This is a genomic window from Polymorphobacter sp., from assembly GCF_051860865.1.
Lineage (GTDB): Bacteria > Pseudomonadota > Alphaproteobacteria > Sphingomonadales > Sphingomonadaceae > Sandarakinorhabdus.
In genome coordinates this window covers 1-16,202 of the sequence record NZ_JBIMKZ010000028.1, presented here as the reverse complement: position 1 = coordinate 16,202, position 16,202 = coordinate 1, and the positions used below count along the sequence as shown (strand labels likewise).

Below are 16,202 nucleotides of genomic sequence, written 5' to 3'. Positions count from 1 at the left end.
GAACAGGCCGCGTCATGCGACCCTCCGCTTGATGTCGATCAGCCGCATGATCATCGGCGTCAGGATCAGCTGCATCGCCAGATCGAGCTTGTTGCCCGGGATGACGATCGAGTTGGCACGGCTCATGAAGCTGTCGTGCAGCATCGAGGTCAGGTACATGAAGTCGATGCCGCGCGGGTTGCGGAAGCGGATCACCACCATCGATTCGTCGGGCGTGGGTATCCAGCGGGCGGTGAACGGGTTCGAGGTGTCCACCGTCGGGATGCGCTGGAAATTGACATCGGTGACGGTGAATTGCGGGCAGATGTAATTCACATAGTCGGGCATCCGCCGCAGGATGGTGTCGGTCACCGCCTCGGTCGAATGGCCGCGCGTGGCCCGGTCCCGGTGAATCTTCTGGATCCATTCGAGATTGATCACCGGCACCACGCCGATCTTGAGGTCGGCATGGCGGGCGACATCGACCGTGTCGGTCACGACGGCGCCGTGCAGCCCTTCGTAGAACAGCAGGTCGGTGTCTTCCGGCAGATCGGTCCATTCGGTGAAATGGCCCGGCGCGACGCCGTGCACTGCCGCCTCCTGCGCATCATGGACATAGATGCGGGTTCGGCCGGCGCCCCGCTCGCCATAGGTGCGGAAGGTGCGTTCGAGCTCTTCGAGCAGGTTCTCGGCCGGCCCGAAGTGGCTCATGTGGCGGTTGCCGGCCGCTTCGGCAGCAGCGAGGCGCTCGCGCATCTCGGCACGGTTGAACCCGTGGAAGGCATCGCCTTCGATCGTCGCGGCATTGACGCCTTCGCGGCGGAAAATCGTCGCGAAGGTGTTCTTGACCGTTGTCGTGCCGGCGCCCGATGAGCCGGTGACCGAAATGATCGGGTGACGCTGTGACATGTCAGAGCCCCTTGAACAGCCCGCGGCGGTGGAACAGCGGGGCGCGGCCGACGACCAGGTTCGGGTTGGCCTTGTAGCGGGCGATCCGGTCGATCTCTCCGGCCGAGCCGAAGATCAGCGGCACGCGCTGGTGGATGGCGGTCGGCACCAGGTCCAGGATCCGGGTCTGGCCGTCGAACGCCTTGCCGCCCGCCTGTTCGACGAGGAAGGCGATCGGGTTGGCCTCATAGACCAGCCGCAGCCGGCCCTGATGATAGCCACGCCGGGCATCGCGCGGATAGAGATAGACGCCGCCGCGCACGAGAATGCGGTGCACATCGGCCACCGCCGCGCCCATCCAGCGGGTGTTGGCATCGGCGCCGCGCGGCCCTTCGCTCCCGGCGATGCAATCATCGACATAGGCGCGCACGGCGGCGGTCCAGTGCCGGTAGTTGAAGCCGTTGATCGCACATTCATTCGAGTGCCGGGGAATCTGCAGGGCGCGCTCGACCTGCATGAACCGCCGCCCACGGGGATCGAGCACGAACAGCCGGGTGCCGGCGCCGAGCGTCAAGGCGAGCGCGCACTGCGGCCCGAACAGCACATAGCCGGCAGCGATCTGGGCGTGGCCGGGCTGCAGGAAGCTCGCCGCACCACCGATATCTGGCCCGCCGATATCGGGAAGCACCGAGAAGATCGTGCCGATCGGCCCGTTGACCGCGACATTCGAAGACCCGTCGATCGGATCGAGCGCGACCACGACGCCGCCGGTGCCACCAAGGTGAACCACCCCGGCCCGCTCCTCCGAGACCAATGCACCGGTGCCCGTGCGGCCCAGCGCCTCGACAAAGGCCGCATCGGCCCAGACGTCGAGCGCCTTCTGGCCGTCGCCGTCGAGGCTTTCGCCGACCACCGCGCCATGGTCGGCGACGAGCGCACCGCCGGCGATATGGGCCTGCATCGCCTCGCACACCCCGGCGATCGCCAATATGGCGTCGCGGGCGGCCGCGCGGCGCGCGTCGTTTTCCACCCAGCCAGCCAGGGCTGTTGCAAGATCGGGCGATGTCATGGCGCTGGCCGGGTCAGAGTTGCCGGCTGACGCGGACGAGGGTCGGATCCCCCGCCAGCGGCTCGACGATGAAACCCATCTGCTGCTCGAGCGCGATGGCATCGCGATTCTCCCGCGATTCGATCGACTCGATCACCTTGATCCCCCGCTGCTGGGCATAGCGGGCGATATGGTCGAGCAACGTCCAGCTGATGCCCCGGCCGCGATAATCGGCCCGGATCGAGATGGCGACTTCGGCCCGCTCGCGGGCGGCGTCGGTGGCGATCAGGCCGGACGCCAGGATCGTCCCGTCCGGCAACAGGGCGAGGAAGTTCTCGGTGGTATCATGATCGATGACGGTCATCGCCTCGAGGCGGTGATGCCCGACCTCGCGGCAGCCGGTCAGGAACCGGAACCGCAGCTCGGCCGGGGTGACATGGGCGAAACATTCGGCCAGCGCCGGCTCATCCTCGGGGCTGGCCGGCCGAACGAGAAACGCAAAGCCGGTCCGGGTGGTCAGCACGCAAGGAGATACCGCGATCGCCGGCTTGGCGGCGGCAGCGGGTGTGCGGGTCGTTTCGATCTGGACTGACATGGCGAATTCCTTTCGGCCCGAAGGCGCCGGCCTTTTCAGGCCGCGAGGCCCAGCCGCGTGTCGGCTGGCAGGGGCTGGATGGCTTCGGTCGGCACCAGCGCTTTCAGCGCGGCGATATTCTGCTGGCGCCGCAGAGCCAGGCGATCGGCATGGGCGGCATCGTGCTGGGGGCGTGCCAGCTCGGCCGTCAGGGCCTCGATGGCGCTTCGATGGAAGGCGATCCGTCGGGTCTGCACGCCCGCCATCCATTTCGGCAGCAGCAGGAGCGGCGCACCCGCCGCGCCGAGCGTGGCCAGGGCGAAAAAGGCCATAAGCCCATCGATCATCAGTGAACCGGTCATGGCTCGAACTCCTGTGCTCGTTACAATATCGATCCTCGAGTCCACGCGCGGCGGCCGTCAGATCAGGCGGACCCACGCCATCGAGGGGGGCAACGCCATGGCTCTTTGGTACGCGCAACCAGCCGGCCGGCATTGCGCCAGATCAAAGAATCACAAAGTTGTGCTGCACTGCGACGATTAGTGCTTGGGACAATATCGCGCGGCGAAGCGGCGGCTGCTCCCTGTCGGCAGCAGCGTCGGCAAGATCTAATGTTGCTGGGGCCGTTACCACGGCCAGGCTCCAGTCCCTGACAGGGACTGGAGCGGGCGAAGGGATTCGAACCCTCGACTTCAACCTTGGCAAGGTTGCGCTCTACCCCTGAGCTACGCCCGCACCCCACATCGTGGAGAGCGGTGCCGCTAGCATGGCCCGGGCGTGGCATGCAAGCATGAAAGCAAAAACGCTTGTCCGGCTGCGGCGCCGCCGCCACCCCTGACAGGCTTGGCAAAACGGGGGGGGAACGCCCATATGCATGTCCATGTCCAGCCGCACCAGCGCGTCACGGGAGAGCAGACTTGGCCAGCATCGCCACCGCAGCCACTGAAAAGGCGTCGATCGACGCCTTCAAACGCGATGTCATCGACGCATCGAAGACCGCGCTCGTGCTGGTCGACTTCTGGGCGGAATGGTGTGGGCCGTGCAAGACGCTCGGCCCCTTGCTGGAGAAGGTCACCGCGGCTCATGCGCCGCGGGTCAAGCTGGTCAAGATCGATGTCGACAAGAATCAGACGCTCGCCGCCCAGTTCCGCATCCAGTCGATCCCGACGGTCTATGCCTTTCTCGGCGGGGCCCCGGTCGATGGCTTCCAGGGCGCGCTCGGCGAGCGCGAGCTGAATGCGTTCATCGAACGGCTGCTGGCTGGCGCGCCGCCGGCGCCGGGCGACACTGACGATGCCGCCCAGATCGCCGAGCTGCTCGACGCCGCGCGCGAGCTGAGCACCGCCGGGGGCCATGACGACGCGCTGGCCATGCTCGCTGCGCTGGGCGCCGAGCTGCCGGAGCGCGAGGATATCGCCGCCGCCGAGGCGCAGGCGCTGCTCGCCGCCGGCCGCGCCGAGGAGGCCGGCACCGTGCTGGCCCGCATCCCCGCCGACAGCAAGGACCCCGAAATCGCCCGGGCGCGCGCCGCCGTGGCGCTGGCGCTCGAGGCGAGCCCGGTCGATGACCTTGCCGGGCTGGAGGCGCAGGTGGCGGCCGCGCCGGACGATCATGCGCTGCGCTTCGAGCTGGCCAGCGGTTATCTGGCGCGCGCCGACCGTGACCAGGCCGCCGATCACCTGCTGGCCATCGTCGCCGCCGATCGTGGCTGGAACGAGGGTGCGGCGCGCGACAGGCTGCTCAAGCTGTTCGAAGCCGCCGGCCTGGCCGACCCCTGGAGCATCAAGACGCGCGCGCGGCTGCGTGCCATCCTGTTCTCATGACCGACGCGCCCGATCCCGACTATCCGCCGCGGGTGCCGCTGCCGGTTGCCGTGCCGGTGTTCCCGCTGACCGGCGCGCTGTTGCTGCCGCGCGGCGTGCTGCCGCTCAACATCTTTGAGCCGCGCTATCTGGCGATGGTGCGCGATGCCATGGCCGCCACCGGCGCCGCGCACCGGATCATCGGCATGATCCAGCCGCGGAGCCGGCAGGATCCGCCGTCGCTGTTCGAGGTCGGCTGCCTCGGGCGGATCACCGACCATCGGGAAACCGAGGACGGGCGGATTCTCATCACCCTGACCGGCCTCAACCGCTTCCGGGTGCAGGCCGAGCTCGAACGGACGACGCCTTATCGACAGGTGATGGCCGATTATCTCGGATTCCAGGAGGATCGGGAAGATCCGGCCGCCCTTGCGCCTGCCGCGCGGGCCAACCTCGAGGATGTGTTGCAGACCTATCTCGACAGCCAGGGCCTTGCGGCCGACTGGGACGCGGTGAAGGCCGCCGATGACGAATCGCTGGTGACGACGCTGGCCTGCGTCTGCCCGTTCGATCCGCCCGAAAAGCAGGCGCTGCTCGAGGCCGCTGATCTTGCGACGCGCGCTGCGACGCTCACCGCGCTGATGACCTTTGCCCAGGGCCCCGGGCCCGATTCGTCGAACAGCCCGACGCTCCAATGAGTGACACGAAGCCGCTCGATCCAAAGCTGCTGGCGATCCTGGTCTGCCCGATGACCCGCACGCCGCTGCGGCTCGATGCCGAGCGGCAGGAACTGGTGTCGGACACCGCCGGGCTGGCCTATCCGATCCGCAATGGCACGCCGATCCTGCTCGTCGAAGAGGCGCGGGAGCTGCCGCCGGTCGGCTAGATCAGGTTGCCCTGAAGCAGGGCCGGCAGTTCGCCGGTTTCGCCGCGCGCCTCGGCCATGAACCGGGCCTTCAACGGGCCGGCGCGTTCCACCGCGGACAGGCCGAACCGACGCACGGCCGCCGGAAGCCGGCCGGGTACGGCGAACAGCCTGTTGAGGCCATCGGTGACGGCGCCGACCATCGAATTGTCCAGCCGACGCCAGGCGGAGTAGCGCGACAGCACATCGGGATGGCCGATATCCTGGCCGGTCCGCACCGCATCGACCAGCACCTGCGCCAGCGCCGCGACATCGCGAAAGCCCATGTTGAGCCCCTGGCCGGCGATCGGATGGATGCCGTGCGCGGCGTCGCCGGCCAGCACCAACCGGGGCACATGATAGCGGGCGGCGTGGTGATAGCCGAGCGGCCAAACCGCCTGCGGCGCGATCAGCTCGATTTCGCCGAGCGTGCCGTCAATCCGGGCGGCGATCTCGGCCGCCAGCGCCTTGGGGGCGAGTTTGCGGGCGCCGGCAGCGGCGTCGGCATCGACGGTCCAGACAATCGCCGATCGATGGCGGCCGTCGGCATGGTCGATCATCGGCAGCAGCGCCAGTGGACCGGAGGGATAGAAGAGTTCGCAGGCGACATTGCCGTGCGGGACGCTGTGCGCCACCATCGCGACCAGCGCCGCATTGGGATAGGACCAGCCGGCGATGCGGATTCCGGCGGCCTCGCGCGTCGCCGAGCGTCGGCCATCGGCGGCGATCGCGAGCGGCGCGGCCAGCACCTCGCCGGAGTCGAGCGTCACCCGGGCGGCATGGTCGTCGCGGACCAGCGATCGGACCTGGGCGGGCGCGATCAGGCGGATCTCCGGGGTGGCGGCGACGGCTTCCATCAGCGCGATCCGCAGCAGCCGGTTCTCGAGCATGATGCCGAGCGGCTCTGCCCCCTCGCCGGCGTCGAAATGCAGGAATTGTGGCGCCGTGCCGTCGGTGACGCGGATGGCGCGGATCGGGCAACCATGCTCAGTCAGGACGTCGCCCAGGCCAAGGGCCTGCAGCATCCGCGCCGAGGCGCTGGCAATGGCGCTGGCCCGGCCATCGAACCCTGCTGCCAGCGTCGTCTTGAGATCCGCGGTGTCGATGACGATACTGGTCACCTCGTGCCGGGCCAGCGCCAGCGCCATCGTCGAGCCGATCAGCCCGCCGCCAATGATCAGAACATCTGCATCCATCCCTTGTCCCTAACGCAAATGGCGGCAGGCCCCAAGCGGACAAGATGTCTTGGTCTTGACCGGCGAGTCCGGCTGCGTCACTGTGAGTGACCGGTTCAAACCATGAACACCGTTGCCATGTGGCGAGGAATCTGCGGGGAAACGCTCTAATGGCGACACGCGCCGCCAAAGTGCAGGTCAGCAAGCCCTCCCGCCTCGACGCATTCAGCGCGTGGGTCCGGCTGACCCTGCATCGCCTGATGCTGCTGACCGGCGGCATCCTGCTGATGCTGCTCGGCGCCGGGCTGATCGCCGCGCTGCTCAGCTATTCGCCTGACGATCCGAGTTTCAACACGGTCACCGGTCGCGGCGCCAGCAACCTGGTCGGCGCCCCCGGAAGCCATGTCGCCGACCTGCTGCTGCAGGGTTTTGGCTGGCCGAGCCTGGCGCTGGCCCTGTTGCCGCTGGTGGCCGGGCTGTGCCTTGCGCTGTCCCAGCCGTTCGGCGTGCGCCGGGCCTGCCTCGCCATCCCTGCGGGGATGCTGCTGCTGTCGGCCGCCGCCGGCGGGCTGATGCTGCCCGCCGGCCCGGCGCCGGCCGGTGCGGGGGGCGCGCTGGGAACGCTGGCCGGCTGGAGCGTCGACGCCCTGTCCGAGCAAGCCTGGGCGACCGGCTTGCCGATCGGCATGGTGATGGCGATCCTGCTGGCACCGGCCGGCCTCGCGCTGCTCGTCTGGGGCAGCGGCCTGGGGGTCGACGATCTCGCCTGGGTGCGGCGCGAGCCGGCGCTGGAGGAAGAGGAGGATTATGATGCCCCTCTGATTCTCGCGCCGCGCACCGGCCGGACCGATGAGGACGTCCGATCGCGTGACAGCGAGGATGCCGAGCCGCCGCGCGTCGTCAGCCCCACCGTCGCCCCGGCACCGGCGCGACGCCAGCGGCAGGTGGCGATGGATCTTGGCGACGGTGCCGTGTTGCCGGGGCTCGACCTGCTCAAGCCGCCGCCCTCGGGGCCGGCCAAGCGGATCGATACTGCCGCGCTGGCCCAGAACGCCCGGCTGCTCGAGGGCGTGCTGGAGGATTTCGGCGTCAAGGGGCGGATCGGCGAGGTCCGTCCTGGCCCGGTCGTCACCATGTACGAGCTTGAGCCTGCGCCCGGTATCAAGGCGAGCCGGGTCATCGGCCTTGCCGACGATATCGCGCGGTCGATGTCGGCGCTGTCGGCGCGTGTCGCGGTGGTGCCGGGGCGGAATGTCATCGGCATCGAGCTGCCCAATGCCAGCCGCGAAATGGTCAGCCTGTCGGAACTGCTCGGCTCCTCGGCTTTCGAGGGTCGCAGCCAGACGCTGCCGATCATCCTCGGCAAGGATATTTCCGGCGAACCAGTGATCGCCGACCTCGCGCCGATGCCGCATCTGCTGATCGCCGGCACCACCGGATCGGGCAAGTCGGTGGGACTCAACTGCATGATCCTGTCGCTGCTCTACCGGCTGACGCCGGCCGAGTGCCGGATGATCATGATCGATCCCAAGATGCTCGAACTGAAGACCTATGACGGGATTCCGCACCTGCTCGCTCCGGTCGTCACCGAGCCGGCCAAGGCGATCCGGGCGCTGAAATGGGCGGTCGAGCAGATGGAGGATCGCTACCGCCAGATGTCGGCGATCAACGTCCGCAGCCTGGCCAACTTCAACCAGAAGGTGCGCGAGGCCAAGGCCAGCGGCCGGCCGTTCGTGCGGCGTGTCCAGACCGGCTGGGATCCGGACACCGAGGCACCGATCATCGAGGAGGAGATCCTCGATTTCGAGCCGCTGCCGCTCGTCGTCGTCGTGGTGGACGAGCTGGCCGACCTGATGATGACCGCCGGCAAGGAGGTAGAGTTCCTGATCCAGCGGCTCGCCCAGAAGGCGCGGGCGGCCGGCATTCATTTGATCATGGCCACCCAGCGACCGTCGGTCGATGTCATCACCGGCGTCATCAAGGCGAATCTACCGACCCGCATCAGCTTTCAGGTCACCTCGAAGATCGACAGCCGCACCATCCTCGGCGAGCAGGGGGCCGAGCAGCTGCTCGGCAAGGGCGACATGCTTTGGATGCCGGGCGGCAAGGCGCCGGTCCGTGTCCATGGCCCGTTCGTTTCCGATGACGAGGTCGAGGCCGTCGCCGACCACTGGCGCCGCCAGGGCATGCCCGCCTATGTCGAGGCGGTTACCGAAGACCCGGTCGACGGCGAGAGCTGGAGCGAGGCGCCCGGCGGTGCGGCACCGCGCGGCCCCGGCGGGCCGGCCGCCGACGAGGAGGAGGATACCTATACCCGCGCCGTCCAGGCCATCGCCTCGGCGCAGAAGGCGTCCACCAGCTATCTCCAGCGCAGCCTGCGGATCGGCTACAACAATGCGGCGCGCATCATCGAGCGCATGGAGCAGGATGGCTTCGTCAGCCGTCCCGACCATGTCGGCCGCCGCGAAGTGCTCGTCGACGAGCATGGGATGCGCCGCTGAGGCTCAGGTCCAGGCCAGGGTCAGCGCCGCCAGGGCCAGATATCGGCCCCCCTTGGCAACCGTGACCAGCAGCAGGAACGGGCCGATCGGCTCGCGCATGATGCCCGCCACCACCGTCAGCGGATCGCCGACCAGCGGCACCCAGCTGGCGAGAAGTGACCAGCGGCCATAACGCCCGTACCAGCTCTGGGCGCGCGCGAGTTGGCGCTCGGAGGCCGGGAACCAACGTCGTCCGCTGAAATGGCGCAGATGGCGACCGATCGCCCAGTTGATGACCGAGCCAAGCACATTGCCCAGCGTGGCGACGAGCAGCAGCGCCCACACCGGATGATCGCCGGCCATCAGCAGCGCCACCAGCACGGCTTCGGACTGCATCGGCAGGATCGTTGCCGCGATCAACGCCGAGGTGAAAAGGGCGCCGTAGGCCATCACGGCCCTTTGCTCATCCCCGCACGAACAGCCCGACCGTTAGCAGCAGGCCGATAACGATCACGCCGATGCGAAGGACCCGCTCCGGCAGCACGGTCAGCAGTCGTGCGCCCAGATAGCCGCCGAGGATCGATCCGCTGCCGAGGATCAGGGCAAAACTCCAGGCGACGGTACCCGACAGCGCAAAGACGACGGCCGCCGACGCGTTCGAAAGCGACACGAGTACATTCTTGGTGCCCCCGGCGTTGCGAATCGGCATGCGCGCCAGAGTCAGCGCCGCCAGTGTGATGATCCCGGCGCCGCCGCCGAAGAAGCCGCTGTAGACCGCGATCACCGACTGGATGAGCGCAGATACCCATGCCGGGGGCGGCACCGCCGGTGCCTCGCCGAGGCGGCGGCGACCGAAGGTCGACCAGGCAAAGATGCCTGTCGCGACCAGGACGAGCCACGGCACCATCGAGGCGAACACGCTGCTGGGCGTGATCACGAGCAGGGCGGCGCCGGCCACGCCGCCGACAAGGCTGATCATGGCCAGCGCCCGGAAGGACAGCCGCTCGGCGCCTGTCACCAGCCGCCGCCCGGCGATGCCGGTAGTGATCTGGCCGGGAAACAGCGCCATGGTGCTGGTGATGTTGGCCAGCTTGGGATCGAGCCCGGCGAGGATCAGCGCCGGCAGCGTGATGAACGACCCGCCGCCGGCGAGCGCATTCTGCGTGCCGGCCCAGATTCCCGCCACGAACAGCACCAGCATCGAGGACAGGCTGAGGCTTTCGGGAAACATCGTGCCGCCATGGCGTCTCATCGTCGCCAATACCAGTCATTTCGGCATAAGTCGGGCCTTGTCCGATGGCCATGGCGGCTGGCAAAGACTAGATGCAAGCTTTGCGCCAATAGGCTGAGGATGATCATGACCGGAACCGAGCTTCTGGACGAGCCGATGGGCGGACCGCTCGATGACGGTGCCGACACCGTGTCGACCGACACCTCGGTGCTGCGCGGCCTGTCGGTCGATGGTATCGGCAAGCGTTATGACAAGCGGGTGGTGCTGCGCGATGTCTCGCTGTCGGTGCGGCGCGGTGAGGTGGTGGGGCTGCTTGGGCCCAATGGCGCCGGCAAGACTACCTGCTTCTATTCGATCATGGGGCTGGCGATGCCCGACTCCGGCCGCATTCTGCTCGATGGCCACAACATTACCGGCCTGCCGATGTATCGCCGCGCCGCGCTCGGGCTCGGCTACCTGCCGCAGGAAACCTCGATCTTTCGCGGCATGACCGTCGAGCAGAACATCCTCGCCGTCCTCGAAGTGGCCGAGCCCGATCCGGCGACACGGCGCGCCCGGCTGGACCAGCTGCTCGACGAATTCCACATCACCCGGCTGCGCGCCGCGCCGGCCATGGCGCTGTCCGGCGGTGAACGGCGGCGGTGCGAAATCGCCCGCGCGCTGGCGGCCAACCCGTCGATCATGCTGCTCGACGAGCCGTTCGCCGGCATCGACCCGATTTCGATCGCCGACATTCGGGGACTGGTCGTCCAGCTGCGGAGCAAGGACATCGGCGTGCTGATTACCGACCATAATGTCCGCGAAACGCTGGAGATCGTCGACCGCGCCTGCATCATCTATGATGGCCGGGTGTTGTTCGAAGGCACGCCGCAGGCGCTGGTCGCCGACGAGACCGTCCGCCGCGTCTATCTGGGCGAAGATTTCAGCCTGTGACCGACGCCCGGGGCAGGGACTGCTGACGGGCATGGCCATCGGTCCCCGGCTCGAGTTGCGGCAATCGCAGCAGCTGGTCATGACCCCCCAGCTGCAGCTGGCGATCAAGCTGCTGACGCTGACCAATATCGAGCTTGAGACCTATATCGCCGAGCAGCTCGACCAGAACCCGTTGCTGACCGCCGGCGCGCCCGAAGACGGCGCGGCCGCCATCGCCGACGCCGAGCCGGCACCGGCGCCGCGTCAGGAACCGTTGAATCTTGTCACGGCCAGCACGGAGCTGTCGATGGGCGGGATCGCGCCGGGGGAATTGCCCCTTCCGGAACCGGGCCAGCCGGGCGAGGGCACGGATTTCGACCGCTTCGCCGGTGCCGAAGCCAGCCTGGCTGAAACGCTCCTGGCCCAGGCCGGTGTGAGCTTTTCCGGGGAGCGGCTGGTCATCGCCGGCCATATCATCGATCACATCGACGAGACCGGCTATCTGACCCTCGATATCGAGACGATCGCCCGCCGGCTGGGCGTGCTGCCGCCGGCGGTGGCCTCTGTGCTCGACGTGCTCCAGCGGTTCGACCCCTCGGGCGTGGGCGCCCGCAGCCTGGCCGAGTGCATCGCCATCCAGGCCCGCGAGGCCGACCGTTATGACCCGGCGATGGCGATCCTGATCGACAATCTCGATTTGGTGGCCCGCGGTGACATTGCGGCGCTGATGCGCCTGTGCGCGCTCGACCGCGAGGATGTGATGGACATGATCCGCGAGCTGCGTGGCTATGATCCAAAGCCCGGCCTGCGCTATGGCAGCGACCCCGCCAACAGCGTCGTCGCCGATGTGCTGGTTCACCAGGATGGCGAGGGCAACTGGCATGTCGAGCTCAATCAGGCGACGCTGCCGCGGCTGATCATCGACCGTGACTATCATGCGACGCTGGCCCGGGATGGCAGCAAGGCGACCAACGGCTTTCTCAGCGAATGCCTGTCGGATGCCAACTGGCTGATGAAGGCGCTCGACCAGCGGGCGCGCACGATCGTCAAGGTGGCCGGCGAGATTGTCCGGCATCAGCAGGGGTTCTTCGAATCAGGCGTGTCGGCGTTGAAGCCGCTGACGTTGCGCCAGGTTGCCGACGCCATCGAGATGCACGAGTCGACGGTGAGCCGAGTCGCGGCCAACAAATATCTGTCGTGCGATCGCGGGCTGTTCGAGCTGCGCTGGTTCTTCGCCAGCGGCGTCAGCGCCGGGGATGGCGAGGCGGCGTCGGCGATCGCGGTGAAGGACAGGATTGCGCGGCTGATTGCCGCTGAAGGAGCGCAGGTGCTCTCCGATGACAATCTGGTCGATCGGCTTCAGGCCGAAGGCTTTGATATTGCACGCCGGACGGTCGCCAAATACCGGGAGGCGCTGGGATTGGGATCGAGCATCGCCCGACGCCGCGCCCGCGCCTTGGCAGCAGCCTGAAATCAGGCTGCTTCACGACGGGTTCACGCGTGCTAAACCATGGGCTGGCCATGCCTCGTCCGTCCCGCCTTGTTGCCGCAACGGCCGCTGTCCTGGCGCTGGCTGCCGCGCCGCCGGCCGCCGCCCAGTCGATCCTGCGCGATGCCGAGACCGAGCGCTTCTTCAAGGACATGGCCAAGCCGCTAATCGAGGCGGCCGATCTCGATCCAGGCTCCGTCCAGATCGTCATGATCGGTGACCCGACGATCAACGCCTTTGTCACTGGAGGCCAGAATGTCTTTTTTCATTCTGGACTTCTGCTCGCCGCCGACAATGTCAACGAGGTCGAGGGCGTGATGGCGCACGAGCTCGGCCATATTGCCGGCGGGCACAATGTCCGCTTTGGCGAGGGCGCCGGGCCAGCCACCGCCATCTCGCTGCTGTCGCTACTGGGCGCCGCTGCCGCGGTCGCCGCCGGTGCCGGCGAGGCCGGGATGGCACTGCTCGGCATGGGCACCCAGGCGGCCACCGGCAAGTTCCTCAGTTTCACCCGGGACCAGGAAAGCCGGGCCGACCAGGCCGGGGCCCGCTATTTGGGCATCGCCGGTATTTCCGGGCGGGGCTCGATCGATTTCTTCAAGAAGCTGCAGGGGCAGGAATTCAGGCTCGCCATCCCGCAGAACAATGAATATGCGCGCACGCACCCGCTGTCGGGCACCCGCATCTCCAATTTGCAGGCCGTTTATGAAGCGAGCCCGGCCTATGACCACAAGCCGCCGGCAGGCCTCTCTGCGCGTTTTGAGCGGATCAAGGGCAAGCTGGCCGGCTATGTCGAGGAGCCGACGCGGGTCATGCAGCTCTATCCTGAGAGCGACACGTCCATCCCGGCGCATTATGCCCGCGCTTATGCCTGGCACCGTTCGGCCTATGTCGACCAGGCGCTGAAGGAAGCCGATTATCTCCTCGCGAAGAGCCCCAATGATCCCTATTTCCTCGAGCTCAAGGGCCAGATCCTGCTCGAATCGGGCCGCGCCGACGATGCGGTACCGGTGCTCCGCGCCGCTGTCGCCAATGCGCCTGATGAGCCGTTGATCATGACCCTGCTCGGCCATGCCCTGATCTCGACGGAAAAGCCCGATCTCTATGCCGAAGCCGAGCCGCTGCTGAAGAAGGCGATTGCGCGGGACCGGGAGAATCCGTTCGCCTGGTATCAGCTTGGCGTGATCTATGATCGTACCGGCGACGAACCACGCGCCGCGCTGGCCTCGGCGGAGCGGTTGAGCATGCAGGGCAATCCGGCCGGAGCGGCGCACAATGCCCGCATTGCCCTGAACGGCCTGCCGCGCGGTACGCCCGACTGGATCCGCGCTGATGATATTGCGCTTGCAGCGGCCGACGATCTGGAAAAGAACGGGAAGAAGAAAAAGCGCTGATGCCCGAAAAACGCCCCTTCCTGTCCCGGCTCGCTGCCAGCCGGGTGCCCGCTCTGTCGGTGCTCGCCGCCATTGCCGCCGCGAGTGCCGCCGGTGCGGTGCTCGCCGACCAGGTTGGCCAGGGTGGTGCCGATACTGGCGCGGGGCGCGCCAATATCGAGCGGATCGTCCGCGAATATATCCTCGCCAATCCGGAGATCATTCCCGAGGCGATGACGCGGCTGCAGAACCGCGAAGCCACACGCATGCTGGCGTCCAACCGCAAGGAGATCGAAACGCCCTTTGCCGGCGCCGTGGCCGGCAATCCGGACGGCGATGTCTCGCTGGTGGTGTTCTTCGATTATGCCTGCCCCTTCTGCCGCCAGGGTGCCAGTGACGTGTCCAAGCTGATCCAGGACGACAAGAAGGTGAAAGTGGTGTTCCGCGATTTCCCGGTGCTGTCGCCGGAGAGCGAAGTCGCGGCCATGGCCTCGCTCTCGGCCGCGTCCCAAGGCAAATATCTTCGTTTCCATGACGCGATGTTCAAGAATGGCGCGCGCGTCACGCGGGAACGCACCATCGCCACGGTGCGCGCGGCCGGGCTCGACGAGCGGCGCACCGCTGCCGATCTCAACGCCGCACCGTTGAAGGCGGAGATCAAGCGCAACCTCGATCTCGGCCGGGCGCTCGGTCTTTCGGGCACGCCCAGTTACATTGTCGGCGACCGCATATTGTCGGGCGCCGTCGGTCTCGACGCCTTGAAGGCAGCGGTGGCCGAAGCGCGGGAAAGTGGCACCGGCGGATGACCGACGAGCAGGCGCCTGAAACTCGCCTCGATGTGATGCTGGCCCTGTACCGTACCTTGGCCGTGCTCCGGGCCAATTTCGCGGCGCTGCTGCTCGGCGGTGTGGTGCTGGTCAGTTTGCCAAGCCTGCTCGTCAACATGCTGGCCCCGGAGGCCGGATACAGTGCCGACATGGCAACGGTGCTGACCACGGCCCGTGCCGTCCTGGCCATGTTGTTCATGGCGCAGGTCAGCTGGGGCGTGGTCGCGCGGCTCGGCGGTCTGCGCCTCGCCCCGTCCGACCTGGTACGGGAAGGGCTGCGCCGGGCCCAGCCCGGGCTCAAGGTGGCGCTGCTCGCCGGCGCCGGCATTGTCCTGGGGCTCACCGTGCAGCTGTTTGCCCAGCATGGCACGCCGCAGGGCTTTGTCCTGCAGACCCTCCTGCTGACGCTGGCGCTATGGGCGCTGTGCACGTTGATGCCGGCCGTTCCCGCCGCCGTCATCGAGCGGCTCGGCCCGATCGCCGCGCTGCGCCGCGCCGCCGCGCTCACTGCCGGCAACCGGGACCGGACATTGCTGCTCGGCCTGCTGGCCGGCCTTGCCATCGCGCCCTCGGGCCTGCTCATCCGCAGCATCGGCCCGGCCCCCTGGTTGTCGGCGGTTTTCGAACTATTCGCCTGGGGCCTTGCCGCGACGTTACCGGCGGTGGTTTACGCCGGGCTGCGCGCAACCGAATGACTGATTTCATTTCCTTCGACGGTACAAGCATCGCCTGGACAGAGGTGGGCGAAGGCCCGCCGGTGATTCTGTTGCACGGCCTGTTCTCGTCAGCCGAAATCAACTGGCTTCGCTATGGCACCGCCGCCGAGATCGCCGGGGCCGGATTCCGCCTGATCCTTCCGGACCTGCGCGGCCATGGCCAGAGCGACAAGCCCCATGATCCTGCCCGCTGGCCGGACGATGTGCTGGCTCGGGATATTGAGGCGCTGATTGCCCATCTCGGGCTCGAGGATTTCGTGCTCGGTGGCTATTCGCTCGGCGCCCGCACCGTGGTCCGGCTGCTGGCCCGTGGCCTCAGGCCCCGGCGCGCGATCCTCGCCGGCATGGGGCTGCAAGGCATCATCGGCGCGCAGGCGCGGCAGGACTTCTTCCTGAAGGTCATCGAACAGTCAGGGAGCTTTGCCCCGGGTACCGCCGAATATGCGGCCGACATGTTTCTGCGCGGCACCAAGGCCGACGGCGCCGCCATCGCCAATCTGCTACGTACCCAGAGCTGGACCGATCTCGAGACCTTGCGCAGGCTCGATACGCGGACGCTGGTGCTGGCCGGCGAGGACGATTCAGACAATGGCTCGGCGCAGGAACTGGCGCTGGTGCTGCCCAATGCCGCGCATGTCAGCATCCCCGGCAATCATATGAGCACCGTCACCAAGCCCGATTTCGGCGCCGCAATCGCGGCCTGGCTGGCGCACTAGGCTGCATCGACATTCAGAAGGTGGCCTCCGGCGGTAAGGAATGTGCCTCCGGCGACAAGAGTAAGTGCCTCCGGCGGCTGGGGCCGCA

Annotated in this window: 17 protein-coding genes and 1 tRNA gene; 10 read left to right on the top strand and 8 right to left on the bottom strand. The window is 67.6% G+C overall.

The features are described 5' to 3' along the window. Positions 1 to 12: 12 nt before the first annotated feature. The 5 genes from ACTIFJ_RS07145 to ACTIFJ_RS07125 form a co-directional block, all read right to left on the bottom strand. Positions 13 to 888, bottom strand: a complete 876-nt coding sequence (locus ACTIFJ_RS07145; protein ID WP_439533408.1) for a phosphoribulokinase — start codon at positions 886 to 888, stop codon at positions 13 to 15. A gap of 1 nt (position 889) precedes the next feature. Continuing rightward, positions 890 to 1,936 carry a class 1 fructose-bisphosphatase gene (locus tag ACTIFJ_RS07140; RefSeq protein WP_439533407.1) on the bottom strand — a complete coding sequence of 349 codons (1,047 nt, stop codon included), beginning with the start codon at positions 1,934 to 1,936 and terminating at the stop codon, positions 890 to 892. Positions 1,937 to 1,949: 13 nt separating this feature from the next. Further along, positions 1,950 to 2,510: a GNAT family N-acetyltransferase gene (locus tag ACTIFJ_RS07135; RefSeq protein WP_439533406.1), complete on the bottom strand. Its 561-nt coding sequence runs from the start codon at positions 2,508 to 2,510 to the stop codon at positions 1,950 to 1,952. A gap of 35 nt (positions 2,511 to 2,545) precedes the next feature. Beyond that, entirely contained in the window at positions 2,546 to 2,851 is a 306-nt protein-coding gene (locus tag ACTIFJ_RS07130) for a hypothetical protein (protein WP_439533405.1), read from the bottom strand. Between the two features lie 298 nt (positions 2,852 to 3,149). Further along, positions 3,150 to 3,224 (bottom strand) — tRNA-Gly (locus tag ACTIFJ_RS07125). A 182-nt stretch (positions 3,225 to 3,406) separates the two neighbouring features. Between ACTIFJ_RS07125 and ACTIFJ_RS07120 the strand changes: the two genes are divergently transcribed. The 3 genes from ACTIFJ_RS07120 to ACTIFJ_RS07110 are packed head-to-tail and all read left to right on the top strand — an operon-like array spanning position 3,407 to position 5,177. Continuing rightward, the gene (locus ACTIFJ_RS07120) at positions 3,407 to 4,312 is read left to right on the top strand and encodes a tetratricopeptide repeat protein (protein ID WP_439533404.1); all 906 of its coding nucleotides are present in this window, start codon (positions 3,407 to 3,409) and stop codon (positions 4,310 to 4,312) included. Continuing rightward, a complete protein-coding gene (locus ACTIFJ_RS07115; RefSeq protein WP_439533403.1) occupies positions 4,309 to 4,989 on the top strand; it encodes an LON peptidase substrate-binding domain-containing protein in 681 nt (226 codons plus the stop codon). The genes ACTIFJ_RS07120 and ACTIFJ_RS07115 overlap by 4 nt, the downstream gene beginning before the upstream one ends. After that, complete coding sequence (locus ACTIFJ_RS07110; protein ID WP_439533402.1) at positions 4,986 to 5,177, top strand: Trm112 family protein; 192 nt, start codon at positions 4,986 to 4,988, stop codon at positions 5,175 to 5,177. The genes ACTIFJ_RS07115 and ACTIFJ_RS07110 overlap by 4 nt, the downstream gene beginning before the upstream one ends. On the opposite strand, the gene ACTIFJ_RS07105 is transcribed toward ACTIFJ_RS07110, so the two are convergent. Next, the gene (locus ACTIFJ_RS07105) at positions 5,174 to 6,391 is read right to left on the bottom strand and encodes an FAD-dependent monooxygenase (RefSeq protein WP_439533401.1); all 1,218 of its coding nucleotides are present in this window, start codon (positions 6,389 to 6,391) and stop codon (positions 5,174 to 5,176) included. The two genes, ACTIFJ_RS07110 and ACTIFJ_RS07105, sit on opposite strands and share 4 nt — an antisense overlap. Before the next feature lie 149 nt (positions 6,392 to 6,540). On the opposite strand from ACTIFJ_RS07105, the gene ACTIFJ_RS07100 reads away from it, so the two are divergent. After that, positions 6,541 to 8,871: a DNA translocase FtsK 4TM domain-containing protein gene (locus ACTIFJ_RS07100; RefSeq protein ID WP_439533400.1), complete on the top strand. Its 2,331-nt coding sequence runs from the start codon at positions 6,541 to 6,543 to the stop codon at positions 8,869 to 8,871. A 3-nt stretch (positions 8,872 to 8,874) separates the two neighbouring features. On the opposite strand, the gene ACTIFJ_RS07095 is transcribed toward ACTIFJ_RS07100, so the two are convergent. Together ACTIFJ_RS07095 and ACTIFJ_RS07090 are read right to left on the bottom strand one after the other, a co-directional pair. Beyond that, positions 8,875 to 9,300 (bottom strand): YqaA family protein, encoded by a 426-nt coding sequence (locus ACTIFJ_RS07095; RefSeq protein WP_439533399.1) that lies wholly within the window; start codon positions 9,298 to 9,300, stop codon positions 8,875 to 8,877. A gap of 13 nt (positions 9,301 to 9,313) precedes the next feature. Beyond that, positions 9,314 to 10,102, bottom strand: a complete 789-nt coding sequence (locus ACTIFJ_RS07090; protein ID WP_439533431.1) for a sulfite exporter TauE/SafE family protein — start codon at positions 10,100 to 10,102, stop codon at positions 9,314 to 9,316. Between the two features lie 135 nt (positions 10,103 to 10,237). Here ACTIFJ_RS07090 and lptB point away from each other — a divergent pair, with 135 nt between their 5' ends. Genes lptB through ACTIFJ_RS07060 form a run of 6 tightly spaced genes read left to right on the top strand, consistent with a single transcriptional unit; the run spans position 10,238 to position 16,114 of the window. Then, positions 10,238 to 11,014: an LPS export ABC transporter ATP-binding protein gene (gene lptB, locus ACTIFJ_RS07085; protein WP_439533430.1), complete on the top strand. Its 777-nt coding sequence runs from the start codon at positions 10,238 to 10,240 to the stop codon at positions 11,012 to 11,014. 31 nt (positions 11,015 to 11,045) lie between these two features. After that, entirely contained in the window at positions 11,046 to 12,464 is a 1,419-nt protein-coding gene (gene rpoN / locus ACTIFJ_RS07080) for an RNA polymerase factor sigma-54 (RefSeq protein WP_439533398.1), read from the top strand. Between the two features lie 50 nt (positions 12,465 to 12,514). Beyond that, on the top strand, positions 12,515 to 13,876 hold the full coding sequence (locus ACTIFJ_RS07075; protein WP_439533397.1) for a M48 family metalloprotease: 1,362 nt from the start codon (positions 12,515 to 12,517) through the stop codon (positions 13,874 to 13,876). Beyond that, entirely contained in the window at positions 13,876 to 14,661 is a 786-nt protein-coding gene (locus ACTIFJ_RS07070; RefSeq protein WP_439533396.1) for a DsbA family protein, read from the top strand. The genes ACTIFJ_RS07075 and ACTIFJ_RS07070 overlap by 1 nt, the downstream gene beginning before the upstream one ends. After that, positions 14,658 to 15,377 carry a hypothetical protein gene (locus tag ACTIFJ_RS07065; protein WP_439533395.1) on the top strand — a complete coding sequence of 240 codons (720 nt, stop codon included), beginning with the start codon at positions 14,658 to 14,660 and terminating at the stop codon, positions 15,375 to 15,377. The genes ACTIFJ_RS07070 and ACTIFJ_RS07065 overlap by 4 nt, the downstream gene beginning before the upstream one ends. Continuing rightward, positions 15,374 to 16,114, top strand: a complete 741-nt coding sequence (locus tag ACTIFJ_RS07060; RefSeq protein ID WP_439533394.1) for an alpha/beta fold hydrolase — start codon at positions 15,374 to 15,376, stop codon at positions 16,112 to 16,114. Before ACTIFJ_RS07065 ends, ACTIFJ_RS07060 begins: the two co-directional genes overlap by 4 nt. The last annotated feature ends 88 nt before the right edge of the window (positions 16,115 to 16,202 follow it).

Bases quoted from the DNA above. Each gene is read 5' to 3' on its own strand.
- ACTIFJ_RS07135 (WP_439533406.1), bottom strand. From the start codon at position 2,510: ATGTCAGTCCAGATCGAAACGACCCGCACACCCGCTGCCGCCGCCAAG.
- ACTIFJ_RS07060 (WP_439533394.1), top strand. From the start codon at position 15,374: ATGACTGATTTCATTTCCTTCGACGGTACAAGCATCGCCTGGACAGAG.
- ACTIFJ_RS07140 (WP_439533407.1), bottom strand. From the start codon at position 1,936: ATGACATCGCCCGATCTTGCAACAGCCCTGGCTGGCTGGGTGGAAAAC.
- ACTIFJ_RS07075 (WP_439533397.1), top strand. From the start codon at position 12,515: ATGCCTCGTCCGTCCCGCCTTGTTGCCGCAACGGCCGCTGTCCTGGCG.
- ACTIFJ_RS07145 (WP_439533408.1), bottom strand. From the start codon at position 888: ATGTCACAGCGTCACCCGATCATTTCGGTCACCGGCTCATCGGGCGCC.
- ACTIFJ_RS07095 (WP_439533399.1), bottom strand. From the start codon at position 9,300: ATGGCCTACGGCGCCCTTTTCACCTCGGCGTTGATCGCGGCAACGATC.
- ACTIFJ_RS07105 (WP_439533401.1), bottom strand. From the start codon at position 6,391: ATGGATGCAGATGTTCTGATCATTGGCGGCGGGCTGATCGGCTCGACG.
- ACTIFJ_RS07115 (WP_439533403.1), top strand. From the start codon at position 4,309: ATGACCGACGCGCCCGATCCCGACTATCCGCCGCGGGTGCCGCTGCCG.
- ACTIFJ_RS07130 (WP_439533405.1), bottom strand. From the start codon at position 2,851: ATGACCGGTTCACTGATGATCGATGGGCTTATGGCCTTTTTCGCCCTG.
- ACTIFJ_RS07090 (WP_439533431.1), bottom strand. From the start codon at position 10,102: ATGAGACGCCATGGCGGCACGATGTTTCCCGAAAGCCTCAGCCTGTCC.
- ACTIFJ_RS07110 (WP_439533402.1), top strand. From the start codon at position 4,986: ATGAGTGACACGAAGCCGCTCGATCCAAAGCTGCTGGCGATCCTGGTC.
- lptB (WP_439533430.1), top strand. From the start codon at position 10,238: ATGGGCGGACCGCTCGATGACGGTGCCGACACCGTGTCGACCGACACC.
- ACTIFJ_RS07100 (WP_439533400.1), top strand. From the start codon at position 6,541: ATGGCGACACGCGCCGCCAAAGTGCAGGTCAGCAAGCCCTCCCGCCTC.
- ACTIFJ_RS07065 (WP_439533395.1), top strand. From the start codon at position 14,658: ATGACCGACGAGCAGGCGCCTGAAACTCGCCTCGATGTGATGCTGGCC.
- ACTIFJ_RS07070 (WP_439533396.1), top strand. From the start codon at position 13,876: ATGCCCGAAAAACGCCCCTTCCTGTCCCGGCTCGCTGCCAGCCGGGTG.
- rpoN (WP_439533398.1), top strand. From the start codon at position 11,046: ATGGCCATCGGTCCCCGGCTCGAGTTGCGGCAATCGCAGCAGCTGGTC.